Raw genomic sequence first — 24,793 nt, 5'->3', positions numbered from 1 at the left:
CAGTCCCCGCCCATCATGCGCCATCCGGGTTCCCGGAAGGTGGGAAGTGCAGGGCGCGGCCCCCGGACGGTCGGTGTCCGGGGGCCGCGCAGGGAAGAAACGCTCAGCCGAGCGCCGCGAAGATCATCCGGTCGGCGGCGGCCGCCACGAACAGCAGCGCCAGATACAGCATCGAGTACAGGTACAGCGGCACCGCCACCTTGCGCTCCACGGCCTTCCCGGCCATCACGTGCCGGTACAGGCGCCAGGACAGCACCAGCAGCCACGCGCCCAGCGCGGCCGCCGTGACGAAGTAGATCGCCCCGACCTCGCGGAAGAACACCGGCATGACCGACAGCACCACCGTGTAGATGGCGTACAGTCCGATCTGCGCCACCGTCAGGCGGTCGCCGTGCACGACGGGCAGCATGGGAATCCCGACCTCGCGGTACTCCTCCTTGATCATCAGCGCCAGCGCCCAGAAGTGCACGGGCGTCCAGAAGAAGATGATCGCGAACAGGAACCACGCGAACAGGTTCAGGTCGCCCGTCACCGCCGCCCAGCCCACCAGCGGCGGGAAGCACCCGGCAGCCCCGCCCAGCACGATGTTGTGCCAGGTGTTGCGCTTGAGCAGCTGCGTGTACACGACCACGTACGTCAGGAAACCCGCCAGGCTCATCCAGGCGCTCAGGGGCGTGGCCCAGACCCACAGCATGGCGAACGACAGGATCTGCAGCGCCCCGCCGAACGCGGCGGCGTCGCGGGTGCTGATCAGGCCACTCGTGGTGGGCCGCTGGGCCGTGCGCGCCATCTTCAGGTCAATGTCGCGGTCGATGATCATGTTGAACACGCCCGCCGACCCGGCTGACATGTAGCCCGCGAGGCTCACGACGACCAGCAGCCACAGGTCCGGCAGGCCCCGCTCGGCCATCAACATCGCCGTGATGGTCGTCCAGAGCAGCAGGCTGATGACCTTCGGTTTGGTCAGCGACAGGTAATCCCGCCACGTCGCCCGGGCGGGCGCCGCATCGGCGGGGATGGGCTCAGAAGTCGTCATACGTTCCCCTTCACCCTAGCGCGCGGGGCTCCCTGCACGGTCAGTCCCGTCAGGGCGCGGTAGACCAGCATGACCAGCACCAGCCACAGGCCCAGCGCCAGCAGCAGGTGCACGAGCTGCATCCAGCCCGGCGCCTTGAGCGTCACGTTCGCGAAGCCGGCGACCATCTGCGCCGCCAGCACGCCCCACAGCGCCGCGCTCCAGCGCTGCACCTCGGCCCCCGGGCGCTCGCGGCGCAGGAACACGCCCAGCCACACCAGGAAGGCGCTCGTGAGCACCGCCAGCATCGGGTGCACCACCCGCAGGTTCTCGATGACCGAGGCCGTCACGGCGAAGTCGCGTTTGACCGTCTCGATGGGCGTGCTGCCGTCGGCGGGCAGGAACAGCAGGTCCCCCAGCGCCGTCACGGCCCCCGCCATCCCCAGCACCAGCATCAGGCCCAGGCCCACGTAGCTCCAGCCGCCCACCAGGCCCTGACCGCGCAGCCGCAGCCGGGGCGCGCCGCTGGCCCACAGGGCCGTGAGGAGCAGCGTCGACAGCAGCAGGAACGTGTTCGCCAGGTGAATGCCCTGCACGAACCCGCGCGCCGGATCGGTACTGTCGGCCGTCAGGCCCAGCAGCACCTGCACGCCCCCCACCAGTCCTTCGAGCAGGATCAGCGCGAAGGACAGCGCCGCGCCCAGGCGCGCCGGGTGGCCCTTGGGCGTCACGCGGAAGGCCAGCGCCACCAGCGCGATCGCCAGCAGGCCGCTGGCGCCGCTGGTCAGGCGGTGGCTGTACTCGATCACGGTATGGAGCGTGGGGCTCTGCGGCACCACCACGCCGTTACACAGCGGCCAGTGATCCCCACACCCCGCCCCGGCCCCCGTGATGCGCACCACCGCGCCCCACAGGATTACCAGCACGTTATAGATCAGCGCCGCCCAGGCCAGCCGGGGGAGCCACACGCCCGCGCGGGCGCGCGGAACTGTCAGCGTTCCACTCATCGTCACCATCCTCGCCGCCCGGCCGCCCACGAGGGGCTGGGGCGGGGGTCAACTGCCCAGCATTCTACCTGCCTGCCCCCGCAGAGGATTGTCCCCCCACCTCCGGGCGGGGCGGACACCTGCCCTGGACGCGCCCCCGTACACTGGGCAGGACTATGGCGGAAACCATCAACCAGTGGGCGGTCATCACGATCGTCCTGAGCGGCCTGGCCCTGTGCGTGGGCGTGTACCTGATCAAACGTGGCCTGCGCGAGGCCCACATGCGCGCCATGATCGTTGCCAGCACCCTGGCCACCATCTTCCTCGTGCTGTACCTCACCCGCCTGGGCCTGGGCTACGAGAAGAAATACGCCGGGCCCGAGGCGTGGCGCACGGCGTACTTCGCGCTGCTGATCAGCCACATCATCCTGGCCGCCGCGAACCTGCCCCTGGCGCTGGGCGCGCTGTGGAACGCCTACAAGGGCCTGCGGGCCGCCCGCAACCTGAACAACATCGACCTGCCCGCCGCGCGCGGGTACTTCAACAAGCACCGCGCCTGGGTGCGCTGGACGGTGCCGGTGTGGCTGTACGTGGCCGTGACCGGCTGGATCATCTACCTCGTGCTGCACAGCTACGGCGAGGTCATCAAGAGCTGAGTCGCGGGGTGGACCGGGGGCCGGCCGACTCCTGAGACCGCCCCCGGCGGCCCCTGTGTGACCCGCGCCGCGCCGGGGGTGCGGGGCGGCGCCTACACTCACGCGGTGACCGTCCCCACCCCCACGCCTGCCTCCACCCCCCGGCCGGGCGTGACGTGCTGGCCTACCCGGAATTCCGGGCCATGCTGATCGCCGCCGTCACCAGCACCCTCGCCTCACGCGCCGTCGCCCTGACGGTCGCGTACCAGATGTACCAGCTCACGAAAGACCCCCTCACGCTGGGGCTGCTGGGGCTCGTGGAGGCCATCCCCGCCCTGAGCCTCGCGCTGCTGGGCGGCGTCGTGGCCGACCGGACGGACCGCCGCCGCATCCTGCTCCTGACCATCGGCGTGGAGGTGCTGTGCGCGGCGCTGTTCGCGCTGTACGCCCCGCACGCCCAGGCCGGGGGCATCTGGCCGCTGCTGGCGCTGATCTTCGCGCTGGGGATCGCGCGCGGTTTCTCCGACCCGGCCCTCCCGGCCTTCCAGGCGCAGGTCGTGCCGCGCGAACTGCTGCTGCGCGCCAGCGCCTGGCGCTCCAGCGCGTGGCAGGCCGCCGGGATCATCGGCCCCGCGCTGGGCGGCGCCCTGTACGCCTGGCGCGGCCCACAGGGCGCGTACACCGTCGCGTTCGCGCTGTTCCTGATCTCGCTGGGCTGCGTGCTGTATGTGAAAAGCAAGGGCCGCCCCGCCTTCACGCCCGGCGAACCGCTCGGGCAGAGCATCAAGGCCGGCCTCGCGTTCGTGCTCCAGCGGCAGGTGCTGGTCGGGAGCATGGCGCTCGACCTGTTCAGCGTGCTGTTCGGCGGGGCCATCGCGCTGCTGCCGGTGTTCGCCAGCGACATCCTGCGGGTCGGTCCCACCGGGCTGGGCCTGCTTGTCGCCGCGCCCAGCGTCGGGGCGCTCGCCGTGATGCTGCTCGCCACCCGCCGCCCCCCGGGCCGCGGCGCGGGCCGCACGCTGCTGCTGGCCGTCGCGGGCTTCGGCGTCAGCATGATCGTCTTCGGCCTGTCGCACAACCTCGCCCTGAGCGTCTTGGCCCTCGTCGCCGCCGGGGTGTTCGACGGCATCAGCATGGTCATCCGCAGCGCCACCCTGCAACTGAACACCCCCGACCACATGCGCGGCCGCGTGAACGCCGTCAGCGGCATGTTCATCGGCGCGAGCAACGAACTCGGCGCCTTCGAGAGCGGGATCGCCGCCCGGCTGCTCGGCACCGCCCGCAGCGTCTGGCTGGGCGGCATTGTCACCCTGATCGTCGTGGCCGCCACCGCCGCGCTGGCCCCCGAACTGCGCGCCATGAACCTCGCGGACATCGAGGACTGACCCGGACGCCGGCTGAAGGGTGTGCACCCACCGTTCAGTCCGGGCGGAGGCGAGGGGGAGAGAAGCGGGTGCCGGGCGTGGCGTGGGCAACCCGGTGAAGGGCCGGGTGGCGGGCGAAACGGACGGCATCCGTGTGATCAAGCGGGTCCCCGCGCCGGTCACCGTCCACGCCTGCCCGGCCCTGCTACGCTCCGGGCATGAAACGCAGCATTCCGGAGTTGCAGCACTCCGCGCAGCCGCTGGTCATGGTGACCGCCTACGACTACCCCGGCGGGAAGCACGCGCAGGCCGCCGGCGTGGACCTGATCCTGGTCGGCGACAGCCTGGGCAACGTCGTGCTGGGCTACGACAGCACCGCGCCCGTCACGCTGGGCGACATGATCCACCACGCCCGCGCCGTGCGCCGGGGCGCGCCCGACACCTTCATGGTCGTGGACCTGCCCTTCGGCACGTACCACACCGGCGTGCAGGACGCCATGCGCAACGCCGTGCGCGTCATCCAGGAGACCGGCGCCGACGCCATCAAGATGGAAGGCTCGAGCCCCGAGATCCTCCAGGTCGTGCAGACCCTCACCCGCAACGGCATTCCGGTCATGGGGCACGTGGGCCTGATGCCGCAGACCGCCACCGCCCAGGGCGGGCTGCGCGTGCAGGGCAAGGACGACGCCACGGCCCGCGCCACCCTGGACGGCGCACTCGCGCTGGAGAGTGCCGGGGCGTTCAGCGTCGTGCTGGAAGCCATCCCCGCGCGACTGGCGAAACTCATCAGCGAGCGCCTGATCATTCCTACCATCGGCATCGGCGCGGGCGTGAGCTGCGACGGACAGGTGCTCGTCACGCACGACCTGCTCGGCATCTACGAGGGCGAGGAGAAGAAGATCGCCCGGCGCTACGCCGAACTCGGCCGCGCCGCCCGCGAGGCCATCACCGCGTACGCCGCCGACGTCCGCGCCCGCGAGTTCCCCACCCGCGACAACGCCTTCGTCATGAAAGACGACGTGCTCGACAAACTGTACTGAGCCCGGCCCGCCCGGTCAGGACGGGCCGCCGCTCCCCTCGGCGCGCAGGTCCTGCGCCGGGACCACCGCCGCCACGTTCCCCACGATCCGCCCCGCGTGCCAGCGGGGCGAGCCCGTGATCACCACGGCCAGCAGCGAGCCGTCCGGGCGGCGCAGCCGGGTGCGGTACGTGCTCGACGTGCCCGCCGACCGCTGCGCGCGCGCGTCGTTCAGGGCGGCGTGGTCCTCGGCCGCCGTGAACTCGAACGGCGTGCGCCCCAGGATCCGCTCGGGCGGCACGCCCAGCATCTGTGCGTACGCCCGGTTCACGAACACGAACCGCCCGTCCTCGTCCGTCACGGTCAGGCCGTGTTCGACGGACTCCATGACCTGCCGCGCGAAGTGCAGCTCCTGCGCGTAGGCCTCCTTCAGCTCGCGGTGCCCGCGCAGCAGCCGCACCAGCTGCGGCGCCAGCCACGCCGCCACGCCCAGCGTCGCCAGGACCGGCAGGATCACCACGAACGCCTGCGGGCGCGGCACCAGCAGCGCCACCAGGAACGATTCCAGGATCAGCAGGGCGAACAGCACGTACGCCACCCGCAACTCCAGCCGGCCCGGTCTCATGAGTACAGGGTGACCCGCCCGCCCTTGCAGGGTTCTTACGTCCCCCCACGTTGAACGGCCGCGCACCTGAGCGAACGCCCAGGCACCCGGGCCGGTACCCTGCCAGGAGATGAACCCCCGACGGCAGATGCTGATCAGCGCGGCCCTGCTGGGCGCCGCCGGTGCCCTGCAACTGCCAGGGCTGCTCCGCGGCGTGCAGCGCTCCGCAGCGGATTTTCCCTGGCCCGGCCTGATCAGCGCGGCGCTGATCCTGGGCGCGGCCCTCGGAACGCTGCTGCACGCCCTGTGGCCCCTGCGGGGGGAACGGCCGGTCCGGGACTGGCGGGCGTCGCTGCCCTTCTACCTGCTGCCCACCCTGGCCCTGCTGCTGGGCGGCGCGCTGCTGATCGACCGTGAGCTGACGCGGGACGTGAACCTCACGGCCCGGACGGCCTTCGATCGGTCGGCCCGCGACCTCGAACTGACTATGATGGCCTGTCCGGTGCGGGGCGACCGGTGCGTGCAGGCGAACGTGGACGGCCCCCTGATGGCCGACCTCCTCCACGAGGCGGTCACGGCGGCCGGCGGGCGGGTGGAGGGCGGCGTTCTGCCCCTGACCCGTCAGGGGGACCGGGTGGTGGGGGAGGCGCGGGTCACGCTGCGCGCCGGGCTGCGGCAGGTGCCGTTCACGCTGCGGTACGAGGGGCCGGTCATCGTGGGCCGCGCTGCGCCCCTGCCCGACGCGGCGCTGCCCCTGGCGCAGGCCACGCTGGAGCGGGCCGATGACTGACCGCACCTCGACCCCGGTCCGTGAGGACGGCCCGCAGTGCCGTCCGCGCTCCGGCCCGCTGCGGCTGACGCTGCTTCTTCAGGGGGTGTTCCTGCTGGGAATGCTGGCTGGACTGACCGTGCTGGCGGTCAGCAGTCCGCTGTCGCGGCTGGCGGGCCGGGTCATCGAGCTGTTCCCGTGGTGGTTCCTGGTGCAGGCGCTGGCCTTCGGCGCGTACGCGCATGCCTACTGGGGGGCCTTCGGCACCCTGGGGAAGGCTGCCGCGCCCATGCAACTCTGGCGACACCCGGAACTGCGGACGCTGCCCGCGCTGCCGCCCCTGCCGCTGTGGCGGGCCGCGCTGCTGTACGCCGCGCCGCTGGCGCTGGTCGGGGCCATGTGCGCGTGGGGCTCGCGGGATCTCGGGGCGCAGGCGGCGCGCTTCACCACGAACAGCCAGTGGAGCTCTGCCGCCAGACTGGGCTTCACGCGGGTGAGCTGCCGGGACTTCCCGGCCGGCAGCGTGCAGGCGGACTCGCTGTGCCTGGTGGCGTGGCAGGACTTCCCGCAGGGGCGGTCGTTCGCGGCCACGGTGTGGGCGTGGATGCAGGACGAGCGGCGCACCTTCACGGACGCCGGGCAGCCGGTGGAGGCCCCCGCGCTGAAGCTGCCCTTCCGGCAGGCGGGTGGCGTGATGGGCGGGCACTGGACCGTGCCGCTGCGCCGCATCGCCGAGGACGCCGTGCAGCCGTTCGCCGTGACCGCCGTGTCCCGGCGCGCCCCGGCCCCGGCATCGGGCGAGGCGCCGGCCCCTGAACTGGCCTCCTGGCTGCGCGCTCAGGCGTTCGATTCGGTGCTGATCGTGACGCCCGGCGCGTCAAGTCCCGGTGTCACAGCGCCGTGACCGGGGGGGCTCTATCCTGATTGGATGACCGCGTCTGCCGATCCCGCGAAGCCTCATATTCACGTTCCGGACGGCTCGTGCTGCACCCCGAAGAAGTTCGCGCACCTGCACCAGCACACGCAGTACTCGCTGCTGGACGGCGCGGCGAAACTCAAGGACCTGCTCAAGTGGGCCAAGGAGGTCACGCCCGAGGGGCAGACCCCGGCGCTGGCGATGACGGACCACGGGAACATGCACGGCGCGGTGCACTTCTACAACTACGCGACCGGGATGGGCGTGAAACCCATCATCGGGTACGAGGCGTACGTGGTGCCGGGCGAGGGGACCCGCCGCGACCGGACGCGCGCGCAGGACGGCGAGAAGGGCATCTTCCACCTGACGCTGCTCGCCCGTGACTTCGAGGGCTACCAGAACCTCTGCCGCCTGAGCAGTCGCGGGTACACGGAAGGCTACTACTACAAGCCGCGCATCGATCACGAACTGCTGCGCGAGCACCACAAGGGCGTCATCGCCTTTTCCGGGTGCCTGGGCAGCGAGGTGCAGCAGCTGCTCCTCCAGGGCCGCGAGGACGACGCGAAGAAACGCCTGCTGTGGTACCGCGAGCTGTTCGGCGAGAACTACTTCATCGAGATTCAGGACCACGGGCTGCCCGAGCAGAAGCGCAACAACCCGGTCCTGCGGGCCTGGGCGCAGGAACTCGGGATCGGGATGGTCGCCACGAACGACGGGCATTACGTCAAGAAGAGCGACGCCACCGCGCACGAGACGCTGCTGGCCATCCAGACGAAGGCGACCCTCGCGGACGAGAACCGCTTCAAGTTCCCCTGCGACGAGTTCTACGTGAAGAACCTCGAGGAGATGCAGGCGTCCCTGCCGGTGAGCGAGTGGGGCGAGGAACCCTTCGACAACACCGCGATGATCGCGGACCTGTGCAACGTGGACCTGCCGGTGGGCAAGAAGCGCGTGTACCAGATGCCCGCCCTCCCCATCCCCGAGGGCCGCACCATGCCCGAGGAACTGCGCGTGCAGACGTACCGCGGGACCGTGAAACGCTACCCGGCGCACGCCACGGAAGGGCTGCTGCGCGACTACGCGACCCGCACCCTGACCGCGCTGGGCGCCGACGCGCAGAAGGTGCTGAAGCGCGCGGGCGGCTGCGACCCGCAGACCTGCGACCTGGAGACGCTGTACACCCTGCTGGCCTTCGCGGGCAGCGAGTGGGAGGCACGCGGCAAGGCGGCGGGCGAGAAGTACACCAAGTACCCCGCGCTGGAACTCATGGAGGCCGAGGTGGACTCCGGGCCGCTGCCCGCCTACGCGCACGAGGACTGCCGCCGCGCCGCGCAGAAGTCCAGCGACACCAGCATCACCCTGGACGCCGACGAGCACGGCGAGGAGACCACCCGCGCCCACCACCGGCACGCGCTGGTGATCCTGCGCCGCGCCGAGTACGAACTGAGCGTCATCAACAACATGGGCTTCCCCGACTACTTCCTGATCGTCGCGGACTACATCAACTGGGCCAAGGATCAGGACATCAGCGTGGGGCCCGGGCGTGGCTCGGGGGCAGGCTCGCTCGTGGCGTACGCGATGCGCATCACGAACCTCGACCCGCTGGAATTCGAGCTGCTGTTCGAGCGCTTCCTGAACCCCGACCGCATCTCCATGCCGGACTTCGACATCGACTTCAACGACGCCCGGCGCACCGAAGTCATCCAGTACGTGCAGGACAAGTACGGCGAGGACAAGGTCGCGCAGATCGCCACCTTCGGGACCATGGCGTCCAAGGCGTGCCTGAAGGATGTGGCGCGCGTCATGGGCCTGGAGTACGCCAAGGTCGACAAGGTTTCAAAACTCATCCCGATCAAGTTCGGCAAGAGCTACAGCCTCGAGCAGGCGCGCGAGGCCGTGCCGGACATCCAGCAGATGCTGAACGAGGACGCCCAGCTGAAAGAGGCGTACGAGTTCGCGCAGAAACTCGAGGGGCTGACCCGCCACGCCAGCGTCCACGCCGCCGGGGTCGTCATCGGCAAGACGCAGCTGACCGACCTCGTGCCCGTCATGCGCGACACCTCGGGCGCGGGCATGGTCTGCCAGTACGACATGAAGGCCGTCGAGGACATCGGCCTGATCAAGATGGACTTCCTGGGCCTGCGCACCCTGTCCTTCCTGGACGAAGCCAAACGCATCCTCAAGGAATCCGGCACCGACTTCGAGGCCCGCTACGGCACCTTCGACGACATCCCCTTCGACGACGCCCGCACCTACGAACTCCTCAGCCGCGGGGACACCAAGGGCGTCTTCCAGCTCGAAGGGGCCGGGATCGCCGACGCGTCCAGGCGCCTCAAACCGCGCCGCCTCGCGGACATCATCGCCCTCTCGGCGCTGTACCGCCCCGGCCCGATGGAGAACATCCCTACCTACGTCCGCCGCCACCACGGCATCGAACAGGTGGACTACGTCCGCGACGGCTTCCCGAACAGCGCCCGGTACCTCGAGAAGATCCTCGCCGAAACCTACGGCATCCCCGTGTACCAGGAGCAGATCATGCAGATCGCCTCCGAGGTCGCCGGATTCTCCCTGGGCGGCGCCGACCTGCTGCGCCGCGCGATGGGCAAGAAAGACGCCGAGGAGATGAAACGCCAGCGGCAGATCTTCGTCGAGGGCGCAGGCGGCAACGGCGTGCCCAAGGACGAGGGCAACAAACTGTTCGACCTGCTCGACGCGTTCGCGAACTACGGCTTCAACAAGAGCCACTCCGCCGCGTACGGCGTCATCACGTACCAGACCGCGTGGCTCAAGGCGAACTACCCCGTGCAGTTCATGGCCGCCCTGCTGACCGTCGAACGCAAGGACAGCGACAAGGTCGCCGAGTACGTCAGCGACGCCCGCAAGATGGACGTCCACGTCCTCCCCCCGGACATCAACAAGTCCGCGCCGGACTTCGCGGTCGTCGGGCAGGACATCCTCTTCGGCCTGTACGCCATCAAGGGCCTCGGCGAGGGCGCCGTGCTGAAGATCCTCGAGGAACGCGAACGCGCCGGCGCCTTCAAGAGCCTCGCGGACTTCTGCTCCCGCCTGGGCAACAAGGTCTGCAACCGCAAGGCCATGGAAAGCCTCATCAAGAGCGGCGCCTTCGACCAGTTCGGCGACCGCCGCCAGCTCCTCGAGAGCCTCGAGGAATCCATGACCTGGGCGCAGGGCGCCGCCGCGCTCGCCAACAGCGGCATGGACGCCCTGTTCGGCGCGCAGGAAGTCGCCCCCGAACCCAAACTGAGGACCGGCGTTATTCCCTACACCGACCTGGAACGCCTCAGCATCGAGAAGGAAGCCCTCGGCCTCTATATTTCCGGCCACCCGCTCGAACAGCACGAGGGTCTGCGCGAAGCGGCCAGCTGCCGCATCAGCGACCTCGACACGTGGTTCCAGACGCAGAACGTCGCCCCCGGCAAACGCATCAAGGCCGTCCTGGCGGGCATGATCGAGAGCGTCGTCAAGAAACCCACCAAGTCCGGCGGCATGATGGCCCGCTTCATCCTCGCCGACGAATCAGGCCAGACCGAACTCGTCGCCTTCAGCCGCGCCTACGACCGCATTCAGGACAAACTGATCAACGACACCCCCGCCCTCGTCATCGTCGAACTCGAGTCGGAAGACGGCGGCCTGCGCGCCATCGCCGAGGAAGTCGTCAGCGTAGAACAACTCGGCGAGGTCCCCAAGGTCATGTACGTCACCATCGACCTCGAGAACGCCACCCCCGACGCCCTCGGCGAATTCCAGAGCCTCCTCGACGAACACGCGGGCAGCATGCCCACCTACCTCCGCCTCGAGACCCCCGAACAGTTCGTCCTGTACCAGCTCGACCACGGCATGGGCAGCAGCGAGGCCATCCGCGTCCTGAACCACACCTTCCCCTGGGCCGACGCGTACCTCGCCTACGACCAGCAGACCATCCTCGGCCGCTTCGCCCCCAAACCCCCCGCCTGGATGAACAAACAAGGCGGAGGAATGCGGGCTTAAGCGCGGGCACCTAGAGTTCAACAGGGGAATGCCCATCAGTCGATCCAATGACTGATGGGCATTCCCCTGCGCTTCTGTTACGCGTATTTGGCGCGCATCATCATGATCTTGAGTTCGTGGGCGCTGGTGGCGCTCTGGAGGGCGTCGTCCTCGTGCATCAGGCCGGCCTGGACGAGGTGGGCGAGGTGCTGGTCGAAGGTGTGCATGCCGCGCGCGCCGCCTTCCTGCAGGGCCTGTTTGATCTCCTCGATGCGTTCGGGGTCCTTGATGCATTCGCGGACGGTGGGGGTGCCGAGCAGGATTTCCAGGCCGAGGACGCGGCCGCCGCCGACTTTGGGCAGGAGGCGCTGGCTGACGATGCCGACGATGCTCTCGGAGAGGCCCTGGCGGATCTGGTCGCGTTCGTGCGGGGCGAAGAAGTCGATGATGCGGTTGACGCTGCGGATGGCGTCCTGGGTGTGCAGGGTGGAGAACACGAGGTGGCCGGTCTGCGCGGCGCTGAGGGCCGCTTCGACGGTTTCCTTGTCGCGCATCTCGCCGATGAGGATGACGTCGGGGTCCTGGCGCATGCTGGCGCGCAGGCCGTTGGCGAAGCTCATGGTGTCCATGCCGAGTTCGCGCTGGCTGATCATGGCCATGCGGTCTTTGTGCAGGACCTCGATGGGGTCTTCGAGGGTGACGATGTTGACGGGCTGGGTGGCGTTGATGTGGTCGAGGAGGCTGGCGAGGGTGGTGGTCTTGCCCGAGCCGGTGGGGCCGGTGACGAGGATCAGGCCGCGTTCGTGCTGCGCGAGCTGCTCGAAGGTCTCGACCGGGAGGCCGAGCTGCTGGAAGGTGGGGATGGGTTTGTCCTCGATGACGCGCATGATCAGGCCGATGCTGCCGCGCTGCCAGTAGGCGTTGACGCGGAAGCGGGCGAGGCCGGGGATGCCGTACGCGAAGTCGGCCTCGCGGCGGTTGGTGAAGTCGTCCCACATGGTGGGGGTCATCATTTCGCGGGTGAAGGCCTCGACGTGGTCCGGGCCGAGGCGGGTGTCCCCGAAGCGTCTGATTTCGCCGTTGATGCGGCCAGCGGGGGCGCTGCCGGTGCGCAGGTGGATGTCGCTGGCTCCTTCGTTGACAATGGCGGTCAGTACGCTGTTCAGGACACTCATGGTGTCCTCAGAGTAGGTGCTGGGCTCTTACAGTTTCGTTGCGCTGGGCTGCGTTTGGGCGGCGTTCATGCCCCCCGTCTGGGGAGTGGGGGCGCCGCGCAGCTTGCGGCTTTCGAGGTCGGCGTGGTGAATCAGGTAGCGCAGCCACGCCTTGGCGGTCAGCGGCCCGAGGCTGTTGTGGGCGATGGTCAGGTCGTCGCTGGGGGGGCGGGTGTGCAGCCGCCGGGCGAGGTCGACGCTGGCGGCGCGGGTGCTGGTGATCAGCGCCTGAAGCTCGGGCAGCGTGGTGTCCTGGGGGGACGGTGCTCGTGGTAGGGGGCCGTCTGGTCGGGGTGCCGGCCGAGCGCGGCGCCGAGGCGGTGCTGGCCCCAGCGTTCGATGCCGATGATGTGTGCCAGGAGCTCGCGGTTGGCGTGCGTGTCGGCGGTCCGCGCGGCGCGGCCGGTGAGGTGCGTGCCGCTGGTTTCGAGGCTGTGCGCGAGTTCCTGGTAGGAGCTGCGGCCGGCGGGCCGTTCAAGGACGCGGCTGACGACGGCGCCCTTGATCTCGCGCTGGCGGGTGCGGGCGAGGTACGCGGCGCCGGCGGCCACGCCGACGGTGGCGACCGTGATCAGGGCGGGCACGGCGGGGCTGGGGCGTCGCTGGCTCATGCCGCATGGTACGCGCTTGAGGCGCGGGGGGTTCCGTCCGCCGGGGGGGGTGGGGGCGCTAGGTCAGGCCGGTCAGCACCTGATCCGGCAGGCCGATCAGCGTGACGTGCGAGTCGGCCGGGCAGGGGAGGGCCTCCCGGAGCATCAGGGGGTGCGCCAGGGTGTATTCGGGCAGGTCCAGGGGCAGGCCGCGCGCGCCCCACCCGAAGCCCTTCCCGAGCCGCGCGCCGCTTAGGTCCACGGCGACGCACGCGAGGACGGCGGCCTGCGCGCCCTGCGGGACCAGGGTGGGTTCGCCGTACTCGGGCAGGGTGCTCAGGCGCGCGCCGCGCGGGTCGGTGACGCGCCAGTACCAGCCCTCCTTCTTCTGGTGGGGGACGTACAGGGTCTTGCCGGCCTTCAGGGCCTGCTGCCGCAGGGTGAGCAGGGCGCGTTCGGGCCCCACGATCAGGGTGTGCCGGGCCGTCAGGTCGGGGTGCGCCAGCAGCTGCGCGGCGGCCTTCTTCGCGTGCGTGAAGTTCGGGCAGTGCCCGTGCGGCGGCAGGGGGTAGGCGCAGGCGCCCCGGGCCAGCAGGTCGTCCCACACCTGTTCGCGCACGGCCCCGGCGGTGGTCATGCCCGCACGCTACCAGAGGGGGCTGGGCGACGATGCGCTGCCCGCCCCTGTCCCCTCACCGGCTGGCTAGGTCATCTGGCGGCGGCGCGCGGCGGGTGCGGGGTCTACACTCGGGCGCATGAGTGACGGCGTGCGGGCAGTGGGACGGGCAGCGGTGGTGCGGGTGGCGGCGGCGGCGTACCCGGTGGAGTTCCTGGCGGACTGGGCGGCCTACGAGGCGAAACTCTCGCGCTGGGTGGCGGACGCGGCAGGCCGGGGCGCCGGGCTGCTGGTGTTCCCGGAGTACGCGCCGCTGGAACTGATCAGCCTGCTGCCCACGGACCTGCACCATGACGTGATCGGCATGCGCCCGGCGCTCCAGGCCTTCGTGCCGGATTTCGTGGCGCTGCACGCCCGGCTGGCCCGCGAGCACGGCGTGGGCATCGTCGCCGGGAGCTACCCCGTGGCGCAGGAGCACGGCTTCGTGAACCGGGCGTTCGTGTTCGGTCCGGACGGCACGCAGGCCTGGCAGGACAAGCTGTTGATGACCCGCTTCGAGGCCGAGGAGTGGGACATCGCGCCGGGCGAGGGCGTGGCGGTGTTCGACCTGCCCCTGCCGGGCGGGACGCTGCGGTTCGGGATCGCCATCTGCTACGACAGCGAGTTCCCCACCCTGGCGCGCGAACTGGCGGAGGGCGGCGCGGAACTGCTGGTCGTGCCGTCCTTCACCGGGAGCCGCGCCGGGTACACCCGCGTGCGGGTGGGCAGCATGGCCCGCGCGCTGGAAAACCAGTGCTACGCGCTGCACGCCCCGCTGATCGCGGACGCCCCCTGGACGTACGCCGTCGAGGACGCGCACGGGGCCGCGGGCGTGTACGCCCCGTCGGACAACGGCCTGCCGGAGGACGGCATCGTGGCGCAGCTGGGCTGGAACGAGCCGGGCTGGCTGGTCACGGATCTCGACCTGCGCCTCACCCGACACGTGCGGGTGGACGGCCACGTCCTGAACTGGCGCGACCGCGTGGTGGGCGAGACGCGCCCCACGCCCGCGCGGGTCGTGGGCCTGGGCGGCGCCCCGGAGCGCACTTGACTGCCGTGCAGGTCCGCCGCCTGACGCCCGAGGACGCCCCGGCCTACCGCGCGGCGCGGCTGGCCGCATTGCAGGCCGACCCGGCGGCGTTCCTGACGACCGCACAAGAGTTCGCGGCCGTGGGTGAGGACGTGCTGGCGGCCCGCCTCGCACCGGATGCAGCGGGCGTCACGCTGGGGGCCTTCGTGGACGGTCAGTTGCTGGGCCTCCTGACCCTGGTGCGGGAGGTGGCGCCGCCCCTGGCCCACCGCGTCAACGTGTACGGCGTGTCGGTCGCCCCGCAGGCGCGCGGGCAGGGCCTCGGGGAGGCCCTCGTGCGGGCCGGGGTGGCGCTGGCGCGCTCGTGGGTGGGCGTGACATCGCTGCACCTCGCCGTCATGGACTCGCAGGACGCTGCGCGGCGCCTGTACGAACGCTGCGGGTTCCGCGTGTGGGGCACCCAGCCGGACGCGGTGCGCCGGGACGGCCGCGTGCACGCCGAGCACTGGCTGGTGCTGGCATGCTGACGCCGGAGTCGTCCGTCCCGGTCTTCGTGCGGCCGCCCCGGCTGGAGCGGGGGTCGCGGGTGGCGGCGCTGAGCCTGTCGAGTGGCTTCGTGACCGAGGTGATGAACCGCTACCGCGCCGGGGTGCGGCAGATCGCACAGGAGTTCGGGTGGGAGGTGGTGGCCGCGCCGAACGCGCTGCGCGGCCCGGCGTTCCTGGCGGCGAATCCGCAGGCCCGCGCGGACGACCTGCACTGGGCACTGGAATCGGCAGATATCCACGGGATGGTGAGCGTCATCGGCGGGGACGACAGCGTGCGCCTGCTGCCGTTCCTGCGCCCGGACCTGATCCGCGCGCACCCGAAGGCCCTGCTGGGCTTCAGCGACACCACCGTGACCCTCACGCAGTTCGTGCGGGCCGGGGTCATGGCGTACCACGGTCCGGCGCTGCTGACCGACCTCGCCGAGAACGGCGGGATGCACCCCTATGTGGTGCAGGGGGTGAGGCGCGCCCTGATCGATCCGCCCGCGCCGTTCGATCTGGCGCCTGCGCCCGGCTGGACGCAGGTCAGCCCGGACTGGGCCGACGAGGCCGCGCAGGAGGTTCCCCGGACCTTCGACGCCGGTGACGGCTGGGCGTGGCTCCAGGGCGACCGGCCGGCGCAGGGGCACCTGCTGGGCGGCTGCATTGAGGTGCTCGACATGCTGAACGGCACGCCCGGCTGGCCGGAGCCAGCCCTGTGGCGCGGCGCGGTGCTGGCGCTGGAGACCAGCGAGGACGTCCCCCCACCCCGGCAGGTGGGGTACTGGCTGCGCAACCTCGCCGCGCAGGGCATCCTGGGTAGCCTCGCGGGGCTGCTGCTGGCCCGCCCGCGCCGCTATACGCCGGAGATGATGGAGGAGCTGTACCGCTGGGTGCGCCGCGTCCTGCTCGAGGCGGGTCGCCCGGACCTGCCGGTCGTGGCGAACGTGGATTTCGGCCACACCAGCCCGCAGCTCACGCTGCCGCTGGGCGCCCAGGTCCGCCTCGATCCGCCGGCGGGCCGCGTGACGGTCTGGCCCTGACCGGGAGTCCGGCCGCGCCCCGGCCAGCCCATCCATCCGGCCGGCGCGCGCTATGATCTGAGGTGTGCGGCTGCTGCTGCTTTCCGATATCCACGCGAACCACACCGCCCTGCAGGCCGTCCTGAACGACGCAGCCGGACGCCGGTACGATCAGGTCATCCATCTGGGTGACGCCCTGGGCTACGGCCCGCACCCGCGCGAGGTGCTGGACGTCCTGCGCGAACTGGACGCCATCTGCGTGCTGGGCAACCACGACGAGATGCTGCTGCAGTACGCCGACGGCCGGCGCGAACCGAAGGAATCGATCGTGAGCATGGCCCTGACCTGGCAGCTCACGCGCCTGTCCGAGCGCGACGTCGCCTGGGTGCGGCTGTGGCGCGACGGGATCGACGACCCGGACGTGGGCGCCCGCTACCGGCACGGCACCCCGGTCAGCCTCGACCAGTACACCGATTCCGTGCCCGCCGCGCGCGAGGCCTTCACGCAGTGGCAGGGCCGCCTGGGCTTCGTGGGCCACACGCACGTCCCGGCGGTGTACGCCACCCTGAATTCCCCGGTGGGGGACTGGGTGAAGGTGCAGCAGTTCCAGGACGGCGGGAGCTACATGGTGGCGCCCAGCACCCGCGTGATCCTGAACCCGGGCAGCGTGGGCCAGCCGCGCGACGGGAACCCCAGGGCCAGCTACGCCATCTACGATTCCGCGCGCGGCTACTTCGAGGTCTTCCGCGTGGCGTACGACATCGAGCGGGCGCAGGAGGCGGCGCTGGAGGCGGGGCTGCCGCAGGTGCTCGCCGCCCGCCTCGCCATCGGCAAGTAGGTGCGGTCGTGACGGCCGCCGCCGACCTGCATGGCCCGCTGCTGGAGCAGACGGGCGCCTTCCGGGGTAACGCGCTGCTCCTGACCGGCCCGGCCCGCGTGGGCAAGCTGGACGTGGCGCGCGCCGTGGCCGCGCAGCACAACTGCACCGGGGCGAGGGGCATGTACGGCGAGGCCTGCGGCACCTGCCCGTCGTGCCGGGCTCTGGCGGCCGGCGCGCACCCGGACCTGCTGCTCGTCGAGCCGCGCGCCACGACGAGCACCGGCAAGGCCGCGCGGCGCAAGCTGATTCCCATCGGCGCGGTCCTGTCGGGGCGTGACAAGGCCCGCGAGTACGAGACGCACGTGTTCGAGTTCCTGGAGGTGCGGCCCACCTTCACGCGGCGCGTGGTGATCGTGCAGGGCGCCGAGTACCTGGGGCCGGAGGCTGCGAACGCCCTGCTGAAACTGGTGGAGGAGCCCCCGCACGGCGCGCTGTTCGTGTTCCTCGCCGAGGACCTGCGCGCGGTGCTGCCCACCATCGTCAGCCGCAGCGCCCGCCTGAGCGTCACGCCGGTCAGCGACCCCGCGGTGGAACGCGCCCTGCTGCGCGCCGGGCAGGCACCCGACGCGGAACTCGTGGCCTTCGCCGCCGGGCGGGCCGGCGTGCTGGGCGACCCGGAACCCGTGCGCGCCGCTCTCCAGGACGCCCGCGAACTCACGAATGCGCTCGGCGAGAGCCTGCTGGGCGCGCTGGAGGCCGCCGAGGCGCTGGAGAAACGTTTCGATCCGGCCTGGCACCCCGAGACGCTGCGCTTCACGTGGCGGGATCAGCCGCCGCACGTCCGCGCGCGCGCCGACAGTGCCCTGACCGCCCTCCAGGAGGCGCTGGAGGCGTACGCCAGCCCCAGCCTGAGTTTCCAGGTGTTCGCGCTGGCGCTGCGGGACGCCTTCGGGCACGCCTGAAGCGGACGGTCCCCCCGGCGTAGACTGCCGGGCATGAGTGCTCCTTTCACGCACGGCGCGCTGCGCCTCTGGTCGGTGCCGACCGGTCCCATCCAGGAGAATGCGGTTCTCATCGCTGGCGCCCAGAACGAGGGCTTCCTGATCGACCCGGGCGACGACGCCGAGCGCCTGCTGACGCTGGTGCGCGGGTCGGGCGTGACGGTGCGGGGCATCCTGCTCACGCACGCGCATTTCGATCACATCGGCGCCGTGCAGCCGCTGCGCGAGGCGCTGCAGGTGCCGGTGTGGCTGCACCCGGCGGACCTGCCGCTGTACCACGCGGGCGCGCAGAGTGCCGCCCGCTGGAACCTCCCGTTCATCCAGCCCGCCGACCCCGATCATGAGATCAGCGAGGGGCAGACCTTCACGGCGGGCGACCTGACCCTCACCGCCCGCAGCCTGCCGGGACACGCGCCGGGGCACGTGGTGTTCACCGCGCCGGGGCTCGTGGTCGCCGGGGATACGCTGTTCCGGGGAGGAATCGGCCGGACCGACCTGCCGGGCGGGAACCACCCGCAGCTTCTGGCGGGCATCCGCGAGCAGCTGCTGACCCTGCCGGGCGACACGGCGGTCTATCCCGGGCATGGCCCGCGCACGACGGTCGCCACGGAAGCGCAGACGAATCCCTTCCTGCAATGAGAGGGGCGCCGCCCCTGGTCACCGGGGGCGGCGCTGATCGGGAAGAGGTTAGAAGCCGCTGACGTTGAGGCGGCCGCCGGTGACGGTCTTGCCGCTGAGGCTGGCGGTGGGCGTGGCGCTGCCCAGGATCGCCGCGCGGATCTGGGCGGCAGTCGCGCCGGGGTGGGTGCTGGCGTACAGGGCCGCGCCGCCCGTCACGTGCGGGGTGGCCATGCTGGTGCCGTCGTAGCTGCTGTACGTGTTGTACGGCACGCTGCTCGTGATCGCCACGCCGGGCGCGCCGATGTCCACGGTGGTCTTCCCGTACTGGCTGAAGGACGCGAGCGCCCCGGCCTTGTCGATGGCGGCCACGGCGATCACGCTGTCGTAGCCGGCGCCGGCGGTCGTGTCGTAGTTGCTGGGGTAGCTGGCGGTCGCGTCGTTGTCGGTGCCGCTGTTGCCGGCAGCCGCGATGAACAGGATGTTCGCCTTGGCCGCCACCACGATGGCGTCAAGCAGCGCCTGCGAGAAGCCCCCGCCACCCCAGGAGTTGTTCAGCGCGACGATGTTCAGGCCGTGGCGGCTCTTGAGGTCCACGAAGTAGTTGATGGCCTTGATGGCGTCGGCGCTGTTCCCGCTGCGGCGGCCCAGGAACTTCCCGCTGATGAACGTCACGTTGTGGTTCACGCCGACCACGCCGCCGTCGTTCGCGGTGCCGCCGATCGTCCCGGCGACGTGCGTGCCGTGCGCGTCCAGGCTGCCGCGCGTGCCGCCGTCGTACACGGTGTTGTCGTTGTTCGCGAAGTCCCAGCCGCGCGTGTCGTCGATGTATCCGTTGCCGTCGTTGTCCTTGCCGTCCACCGGGTCGAAGGGGTTCAGCCACGCGTTGCCCTTCAGGTCCGGGTGGTCGAACTGGTACCCCTCGTCGATGATGCCCACGTACACGTTGTCACTGCCGGTGTGCCCGGCGGCCCACGCGGTCTCGGCGCCCGAGCCGAAGTTGCCCTTCATGCCCCACAGCGTGCCGTTCGTGTAGTAACTGTCGGTCGGCAGCGCCTGGGTCTGGTAGGTCCAGTTGGGCTCCGCGAAGCGTACGAGGCCGCTGGCCTGGAGCTGCTTCGCCTTGGCGAGCACGCCCTGGCCGTCGGTGATGCGGGCGCGCAGCAGCGCGGCACCGTTCACGGTTGAGAGCGTCTCGACGGACTGCACGCCCAGGGCACCCAGGCTGGTCAGCGCCTGACTGCTGAGGCCGCCCTTGAGCTGCACCAGAAGTTCGCCGTCCACGAAGGCCGGCGCGCTGGCCTGGGCCGCGTCGGGGGTGAGCTGGGCCGGGGTCTGTCCGCAGGCGGCGAGGAGGACGGAAAGGGTGAGCAGGCCAAACAGACGGGTACGGTTCATGCAGCCTCCGGCGCGATCGGGCGGGGCCCGTCACGGTGAGTGGAACGGATGGAACGGTCTGCAAACCATAGGCCGGCGCTCAAGTGGTCATTTGTGAAACGAATTCCATTGCTCGTCCCGCCATCTGGGGGTAGCGCCGAGGTGGCGCAGATCACGCCGGGCCGCGGCAGGACCCACCTGCCCGGGATGCCTCCAGACGCCTGAGCCCCCTGAGGGCATGTCACAATGACGGACGTGATGCCGGGAACAGGGCTGGGACCGGGCGCGCAGTCGCCTGCGGGCCTCACTGACGTCAGTTACAGCACCAACACGGCCAACGCCCTGATCCACCTGTACCGCGCCGAGGTCGGCAAGATGACCGCGTACCGTCAGCGGCTGGACATGACCACCAACTGGTCGGTCGTGACCACGGCGGGTCTGGCGTCCTTCGCGCTGGGCGACGTGAACAACAGCCACGCGACCTTCCTGTTCGCGATGTTCATGAACTACTTCTTCCTGCGGCTGGAAGCCAGGCGCTTCCGCACCTACGAGATCGCGCACCACCGCGTGCGGATCATGGAACGGTTCTTCTACCCGGCCATGCTGGGTGACAAGGTGGACCCCGGCTGGCACCAGCTGCTGCTGGCCGAGCTGAGCAAGCCGCGCAGTCCCATGAGCCGCGCCGACGCGCTGGGCTGGCGGCTGAACCGCAACTACCTGTGGATCTACGCGGCGGTGCTCGCGGCCTGGTTCGCGAAACTCGACCTGGGCCAGCCCAAGGGCTGGGTGCTCGAATTCCCGGCAGCCTTCGAACTGGCCGATATCGGCAGCTTTCCCGGCTGGCTGGTGTTCACGATCGTGGGCGGGTTCTACCTGTACCTGATCGCCCTGGCGGCCCGCGCGGCGCGCACCTACCCGCTGGAAGAGGGCTGATCCGCGCCTGCCGTCCGGGCCTGCGCTTCCCGCCACACCTGCGCGCCTGCCAGGGCCAGCGCCTGCACGCCCAGACTGCGCGCGTACCAGTGCGGGCGGCCAGAGAGGACGCACGCGCCGAGCAGCAGGAACTGCGTGGCCAGGCCCAGGTTGGCACTCAGGGTGTTCACGGCCAGCGGGGTGTACGCCTGCCGCTGCGCCGCCCCTGGCGTGGCAGCCCCGGTCACGCGGCGGAGCCGACTCTGGAAGGCGTGGTCCAGCGCCCGCTCCTGCGGCACGAAGTACGCGCTGTACACCGCTTGGAGGGCTCCCAGCACGACCGGGTGATCCCCGGCCTGCGCGGCGGGTTCCCGGAAGACCTCACCGCGCGCCGCGCGGTACTCCCGCTCCCACAGGAAATCCACGGTCAGGATCAGGCTCTGGAGCAGCGTGACCGGCACGCCCGGGCGGCCCAGGATCGCCACGTTCAGCGCGAGGTTGACGAGCAGGTCGCCCTCGGTGTCCAGATACCGGCCGGTCTCGGTCGTCTGCCCGGTCGCGCGGGCCAGTTGTCCGTCCAGGCCGTCCAGGAGCGTCTTGACCTGCAACAGCAGTGCAGGCCGGACGCGTTCGCCACGCCGGATGAGCAGCGCGGCGTACAGGCCCAGGGCGGTGTGCAGAAGCACCACGTGCTGCGGGTTGACGTTCAATCGTGCCAGGGGCGGCACGAGCAGCTGCGCTGCCGGGCGGAACAGCCGTTCGCCCGCCCACTCGCGCGCCGGACGGGCCTTGCGCGTGCGGGCGAGCCCGGACTCTATCGGCGGCCCCCGTACTTGGGTCCGCTCTTGCGCACGCCGGCGTAGCGGTTGCGTTCCTTGCGGCGCTGCGCGCTGCTGCCCTGCGCCGCGCGGCCCGGCGTGGTCGCCGGCGCGCGGCGGGGCGCGAAGGTATCCAGGGTCAGGAAGCGCGCGGCGGGAATGTACAGCAGCAGCACGAACAGCAGGCTGCCCCACCAGGTGTTCAGGGTGCCCTTCAGCGGCGTGAGCTGCAGCAGCCCGCTCAGGAGCGTGGCGACCAGCGCGAACAGCATGACGCGCGCGGTGAGTTTCAGCATCTTGCCTGCCGTGAAGCCCGGCGCGGGGTCCGGGGTGGTCAGCCAGCGCCAGGGGTTCACGCGCCCTCACCCTCCGCGCTGTCCGGTCCGCTGGCGGCGGGACGGGCCGCGCCGCCCAGGGTCACGCGGTCGCGGAAGGCCGCGAGTTCCGGGAAGTCCGTCTGGCCGTCCACGCTCAGGAGCAGCGTGGGCTTGTGCTGCCGCTCCGCGAGGCGGCTCGCGGCCGTGGCGGTCGAGCCGTCCCGCGCGCCGCTCACGAACACGAAGCCCTTCACGGCACCCTTGCCGCCCAGCAGCGACACCGCGCCGAACAGTTCACGGTCCCCGGCGGTCGCGCGGGGCTGCTCCAGCCGCTCGGCGCGCTTCAGGACGTCCGCGACCGGCAGCTCATGGCTGAACACGCCGTACAGGCCCAGGTCATCCAGCGCCGCGCGCAGCGGAGCGGCGACCAGCGGCTCGCTCAGCAGGGCGCGCGGGCCGATCACGGCGACCGTCGCGCGGCTCGCGCGGGTCAGGGCCGGCTGCGCGGCGCGCGGGTCCTGCGCCAGGGGGCGCACCTTCTCCAGCGCCAGCCGCACCCGCCCGGCGTTCTGCGACACGCGCAGGCCCAGCTCAGTCGCCGCGCCTTCCAGGCCCTCGGGACCGTCGGGCACGCCGATCAGGGTGGGCAGGCCGCTGATGCGCCGCGCGAGCAGTTCGGGCAGCGCCTCGCTCCAGGCGTCACCGCTCACGGCGGGCCACTGCGCGATCAGCACGGCGTCCACGCGGCCCATCGACAGGATGCGGCCCAGCGCGAGTTGCACGCCCAGCGGTTCGTTCGGCAAGCTCTCGCGGCCCAGCGTCAGGGCCTCCGTGTCGTCCAGGGCGGGCAGAACGGGCTCGGAGCCCAGTTCCTTCAGGAACGCCGCCCAGTAGCCCGGGAGGCGCGCGGCGTGAGTTTCAAGCAGACCAACCCTCATTCTGAACAGTGTACCCGCGCGCGGGGGGCCAGGTGTCCAGGGCGCTCCGGGGGCAGGACCTCAGCCGCTGCCCTCCTCGGCGTCCACCTTGCCCTCCTGCTTGGCCTGGGTGGCCTGCTCTGCGATCTCCACGTCGTGATCGTCGATGTGCCGCTGCTCGGTGTGGTTCTCGAACAGGTCCTGCCGGGCGCGCAGCTTCGACTGCGGCTGCTGCAGGTCCCCGCCGCTGCCCCGGTGCACCCGCTGGAAGAACACCAGCGCCCCCCCCGCCAGCGCCAGCGCGCCCGCGAAGTACAGGGTATCCAGCGGTTTATCCCAGCGCACGAAATGCTCCAGGAACGTCACGCCCAGAATCACGATGATGACCGACACGACCTTCTGCTCCAGATCCGCGAGGCTCTCGACGCCCAGCGCGGACGTCAGGTTCAGCGGCGTGATGAACAGCGAGTACAGCCCCACCCCGATCAGGTAGAACACCACCGCCTTGAGCATGGTACTCACGATCTCCAGGAACTCCACTGCCAGCTGCCCCTGCTGACTGGCGATGCCCTGCGTGAACGTGTCGTGCCAGGAATCCCAGATGGTGTGCAGCGCCAGCAGCGTCCCCTGCAGGAACAGGCTGAACGACACGAGCAGCACGGCGATCACCGCGATCAGCACCACGAAGCGCGTGCGGCCGATCAGTTCGCTGAACCACTCGCGCCGGGACGGTTCGGGGTTCGGGGAGCGCGGGGCAGAGGGGGGGCGGGTCACGCCTTCCATCATCCCGGGCCGCAGGGACGCGCGGTGGGGGCGGGCCTTCACGCTTGCCTGAAGGTCAGGGCCACTGCCAGACTGCCCGGCGTGACTGACGTTCCGGACCGCCCCACCCTGCCCGACGCCCTGAAACGCGTGCTGCCCGCCGCCCGCTGGGAACGCGTGAGCGGCGGCCAGAGCGGCGCGCAGGTCTGGCGATCCACCCGCTACGTGCTGAAGGTGCAGCCCCGCACCCCGCACGCGCCCAGCACCCTGCAACAGGAACGCGAGCGGCTGCGCTGGCTGGCCGGGCGCATCCCTGCGCCGCAGGTCGTGGCCTTCGAGGTCGAGGGGGACCGGGAGTTCCTGGCGATGACACGCCTGAGCGGCGTCCCCATGAGCCACCCCGACGCCCGGCTGCACCCGGAACGGGTCGTGAACCTGCTGGCCCGCGCGCTGCGGGAACTGCACGCCCTTCCCCTGCGGGACTGCCCGTTCCGGCAGACGCTGGACGTGACCCTGCCCCTGGCCCGCGAACGCGTGCAGGCCGGACTGATCGACGGCCACGACTTCGACGACGACCACGCCGGACGCAGCGCCGTGAACGTCTTCAACGAACTGGCCCGCACCCGCCCCGCGCAGGACGACCTCGTGGTCACGCACGGCGACGCCACGCTGGACAACATCATCCTGAACGGCGAGTACGTCGAGGGCCTGATCGACGTGGGCCGCCTCGGCATCGCCGACCGCCACGCCGACCTCGCCCTCGCCGCGCGCAGCGTCCGCAGCGAACTGGGGGAACGCTACGCCGGGATGTTCCTCGACCTGTACGGCCGCGCCCTCGTGGACGACACGAAACTCGCGTACTACCGCCTGCACGACGAACTGTTCTGAACAGGGGAGTGGAACGCCCGCTTCACTCGCC

General features: G+C 71.0%; 25 protein-coding genes. 14 read left to right on the top strand and 11 right to left on the bottom strand.

The annotated features are described in order from the left end of the window. Positions 1-103 precede the first annotated feature (103 nt). On the bottom strand, positions 104-1,036 hold the full coding sequence (locus AUC44_RS14685; protein WP_062159387.1) for a heme o synthase: 933 nt from the start codon (positions 1,034-1,036) through the stop codon (positions 104-106). Continuing rightward, on the bottom strand, positions 1,033-2,022 hold the full coding sequence (locus AUC44_RS14680) for a COX15/CtaA family protein (protein ID WP_062159386.1): 990 nt from the start codon (positions 2,020-2,022) through the stop codon (positions 1,033-1,035). The genes AUC44_RS14685 and AUC44_RS14680 overlap by 4 nt, the downstream gene beginning before the upstream one ends. Positions 2,023-2,177: 155 nt before the next feature. On the opposite strand from AUC44_RS14680, the gene AUC44_RS14675 reads away from it, so the two are divergent. The 3 genes from AUC44_RS14675 to panB all read left to right on the top strand — a co-directional run bounded on the left by AUC44_RS14675 (position 2,178) and on the right by panB (position 5,040). Next, positions 2,178-2,657, top strand: a complete 480-nt coding sequence (locus tag AUC44_RS14675; RefSeq protein ID WP_062159385.1) for a DUF420 domain-containing protein — start codon at positions 2,178-2,180, stop codon at positions 2,655-2,657. Between the two features lie 155 nt (positions 2,658-2,812). Next, on the top strand, positions 2,813-4,021 hold the full coding sequence (locus AUC44_RS14670) for an MFS transporter (RefSeq protein ID WP_231724467.1): 1,209 nt from the start codon (positions 2,813-2,815) through the stop codon (positions 4,019-4,021). A gap of 197 nt (positions 4,022-4,218) precedes the next feature. Further along, positions 4,219-5,040: a 3-methyl-2-oxobutanoate hydroxymethyltransferase gene (gene panB, locus AUC44_RS14665; RefSeq protein WP_062159384.1), complete on the top strand. Its 822-nt coding sequence runs from the start codon at positions 4,219-4,221 to the stop codon at positions 5,038-5,040. Positions 5,041-5,055: 15 nt separating this feature from the next. Here the strand turns inward: panB and AUC44_RS14660 are convergent, their stop codons facing one another. Continuing rightward, entirely contained in the window at positions 5,056-5,643 is a 588-nt protein-coding gene (locus tag AUC44_RS14660) for a PAS domain-containing protein (RefSeq protein ID WP_062159383.1), read from the bottom strand. Positions 5,644-5,752: 109 nt separating this feature from the next. Here AUC44_RS14660 and AUC44_RS14655 point away from each other — a divergent pair, with 109 nt between their 5' ends. Genes AUC44_RS14655 through dnaE form a run of 3 tightly spaced genes read left to right on the top strand, consistent with a single transcriptional unit; the run spans position 5,753 to position 11,315 of the window. Then, complete coding sequence (locus AUC44_RS14655; RefSeq protein ID WP_062159382.1) at positions 5,753-6,412, top strand: hypothetical protein; 660 nt, start codon at positions 5,753-5,755, stop codon at positions 6,410-6,412. Next, the gene (locus tag AUC44_RS14650) at positions 6,405-7,295 is read left to right on the top strand and encodes a hypothetical protein (RefSeq protein ID WP_062159381.1); all 891 of its coding nucleotides are present in this window, start codon (positions 6,405-6,407) and stop codon (positions 7,293-7,295) included. Before AUC44_RS14655 ends, AUC44_RS14650 begins: the two co-directional genes overlap by 8 nt. A gap of 24 nt (positions 7,296-7,319) precedes the next feature. Continuing rightward, positions 7,320-11,315 (top strand): DNA polymerase III subunit alpha, encoded by a 3,996-nt coding sequence (gene dnaE, locus AUC44_RS14645; RefSeq protein ID WP_062159380.1) that lies wholly within the window; start codon positions 7,320-7,322, stop codon positions 11,313-11,315. 77 nt (positions 11,316-11,392) lie between these two features. On the opposite strand, the gene AUC44_RS14640 is transcribed toward dnaE, so the two are convergent. From AUC44_RS14640 to AUC44_RS14630, 3 genes are all read right to left on the bottom strand, one after another. Further along, a complete protein-coding gene (locus AUC44_RS14640; protein ID WP_062159379.1) occupies positions 11,393-12,469 on the bottom strand; it encodes a PilT/PilU family type 4a pilus ATPase in 1,077 nt (358 codons plus the stop codon). A gap of 260 nt (positions 12,470-12,729) precedes the next feature. Beyond that, entirely contained in the window at positions 12,730-13,119 is a 390-nt protein-coding gene (locus tag AUC44_RS14635) for a hypothetical protein (protein ID WP_231724466.1), read from the bottom strand. A 58-nt stretch (positions 13,120-13,177) separates the two neighbouring features. Beyond that, positions 13,178-13,735 (bottom strand): 5-formyltetrahydrofolate cyclo-ligase, encoded by a 558-nt coding sequence (locus AUC44_RS14630; protein WP_062159378.1) that lies wholly within the window; start codon positions 13,733-13,735, stop codon positions 13,178-13,180. A gap of 118 nt (positions 13,736-13,853) precedes the next feature. Between AUC44_RS14630 and AUC44_RS14625 the strand changes: the two genes are divergently transcribed. From AUC44_RS14625 to AUC44_RS14600, 6 genes are all read left to right on the top strand, one after another. Further along, the gene (locus tag AUC44_RS14625; protein WP_062159377.1) at positions 13,854-14,804 is read left to right on the top strand and encodes a carbon-nitrogen hydrolase family protein; all 951 of its coding nucleotides are present in this window, start codon (positions 13,854-13,856) and stop codon (positions 14,802-14,804) included. A 5-nt stretch (positions 14,805-14,809) separates the two neighbouring features. Then, a complete protein-coding gene (locus tag AUC44_RS14620; RefSeq protein ID WP_335338702.1) occupies positions 14,810-15,310 on the top strand; it encodes a GNAT family N-acetyltransferase in 501 nt (166 codons plus the stop codon). After that, entirely contained in the window at positions 15,304-16,353 is a 1,050-nt protein-coding gene (locus tag AUC44_RS14615; protein WP_062159375.1) for a S66 family peptidase, read from the top strand. The genes AUC44_RS14620 and AUC44_RS14615 overlap by 7 nt, the downstream gene beginning before the upstream one ends. A 64-nt stretch (positions 16,354-16,417) precedes the next feature. Next, the gene (locus tag AUC44_RS14610) at positions 16,418-17,170 is read left to right on the top strand and encodes a metallophosphoesterase family protein (RefSeq protein WP_062159374.1); all 753 of its coding nucleotides are present in this window, start codon (positions 16,418-16,420) and stop codon (positions 17,168-17,170) included. An 8-nt stretch (positions 17,171-17,178) separates the two neighbouring features. Beyond that, the gene (locus tag AUC44_RS14605) at positions 17,179-18,114 is read left to right on the top strand and encodes a DNA polymerase III (RefSeq protein WP_062159373.1); all 936 of its coding nucleotides are present in this window, start codon (positions 17,179-17,181) and stop codon (positions 18,112-18,114) included. Between the two features lie 33 nt (positions 18,115-18,147). Beyond that, positions 18,148-18,792 carry an MBL fold metallo-hydrolase gene (locus AUC44_RS14600; protein WP_062159372.1) on the top strand — a complete coding sequence of 215 codons (645 nt, stop codon included), beginning with the start codon at positions 18,148-18,150 and terminating at the stop codon, positions 18,790-18,792. 48 nt (positions 18,793-18,840) lie between these two features. Here the strand turns inward: AUC44_RS14600 and AUC44_RS14595 are convergent, their stop codons facing one another. Beyond that, positions 18,841-20,169: a S8 family peptidase gene (locus tag AUC44_RS14595; protein ID WP_062159371.1), complete on the bottom strand. Its 1,329-nt coding sequence runs from the start codon at positions 20,167-20,169 to the stop codon at positions 18,841-18,843. A 237-nt stretch (positions 20,170-20,406) separates the two neighbouring features. Here AUC44_RS14595 and AUC44_RS14590 point away from each other — a divergent pair, with 237 nt between their 5' ends. Beyond that, the gene (locus AUC44_RS14590) at positions 20,407-21,081 is read left to right on the top strand and encodes a DUF2270 domain-containing protein (protein ID WP_062159882.1); all 675 of its coding nucleotides are present in this window, start codon (positions 20,407-20,409) and stop codon (positions 21,079-21,081) included. On the opposite strand, the gene AUC44_RS14585 is transcribed toward AUC44_RS14590, so the two are convergent. The 4 genes from AUC44_RS14585 to AUC44_RS14570 all read right to left on the bottom strand — a co-directional run bounded on the left by AUC44_RS14585 (position 21,060) and on the right by AUC44_RS14570 (position 23,886). Then, entirely contained in the window at positions 21,060-21,746 is a 687-nt protein-coding gene (locus AUC44_RS14585) for a CDP-alcohol phosphatidyltransferase family protein (RefSeq protein ID WP_231724465.1), read from the bottom strand. The two genes, AUC44_RS14590 and AUC44_RS14585, sit on opposite strands and share 22 nt — an antisense overlap. Positions 21,747-21,874: 128 nt before the next feature. Next, on the bottom strand, positions 21,875-22,234 hold the full coding sequence (locus AUC44_RS14580) for a hypothetical protein (protein ID WP_062159370.1): 360 nt from the start codon (positions 22,232-22,234) through the stop codon (positions 21,875-21,877). Further along, positions 22,231-23,133: a hypothetical protein gene (locus AUC44_RS14575; protein ID WP_062159369.1), complete on the bottom strand. Its 903-nt coding sequence runs from the start codon at positions 23,131-23,133 to the stop codon at positions 22,231-22,233. Before AUC44_RS14575 ends, AUC44_RS14580 begins: the two co-directional genes overlap by 4 nt. Before the next feature lie 60 nt (positions 23,134-23,193). Then, positions 23,194-23,886, bottom strand: coding sequence for a YqhA family protein (locus tag AUC44_RS14570; protein ID WP_231724464.1), 693 nt, complete (start codon positions 23,884-23,886; stop codon positions 23,194-23,196). 90 nt (positions 23,887-23,976) lie between these two features. On the opposite strand from AUC44_RS14570, the gene AUC44_RS14565 reads away from it, so the two are divergent. Next, a complete protein-coding gene (locus AUC44_RS14565) occupies positions 23,977-24,762 on the top strand; it encodes an APH(3') family aminoglycoside O-phosphotransferase (RefSeq protein WP_062159368.1) in 786 nt (261 codons plus the stop codon). The last annotated feature ends 31 nt before the right edge of the window (positions 24,763-24,793 follow it).

This window comes from Deinococcus actinosclerus, assembly GCF_001507665.1.
In the GTDB taxonomy this organism is placed as follows: domain Bacteria; phylum Deinococcota; class Deinococci; order Deinococcales; family Deinococcaceae; genus Deinococcus; species Deinococcus actinosclerus.
This window is presented reverse-complemented; position numbering and strand designations above follow the sequence as displayed.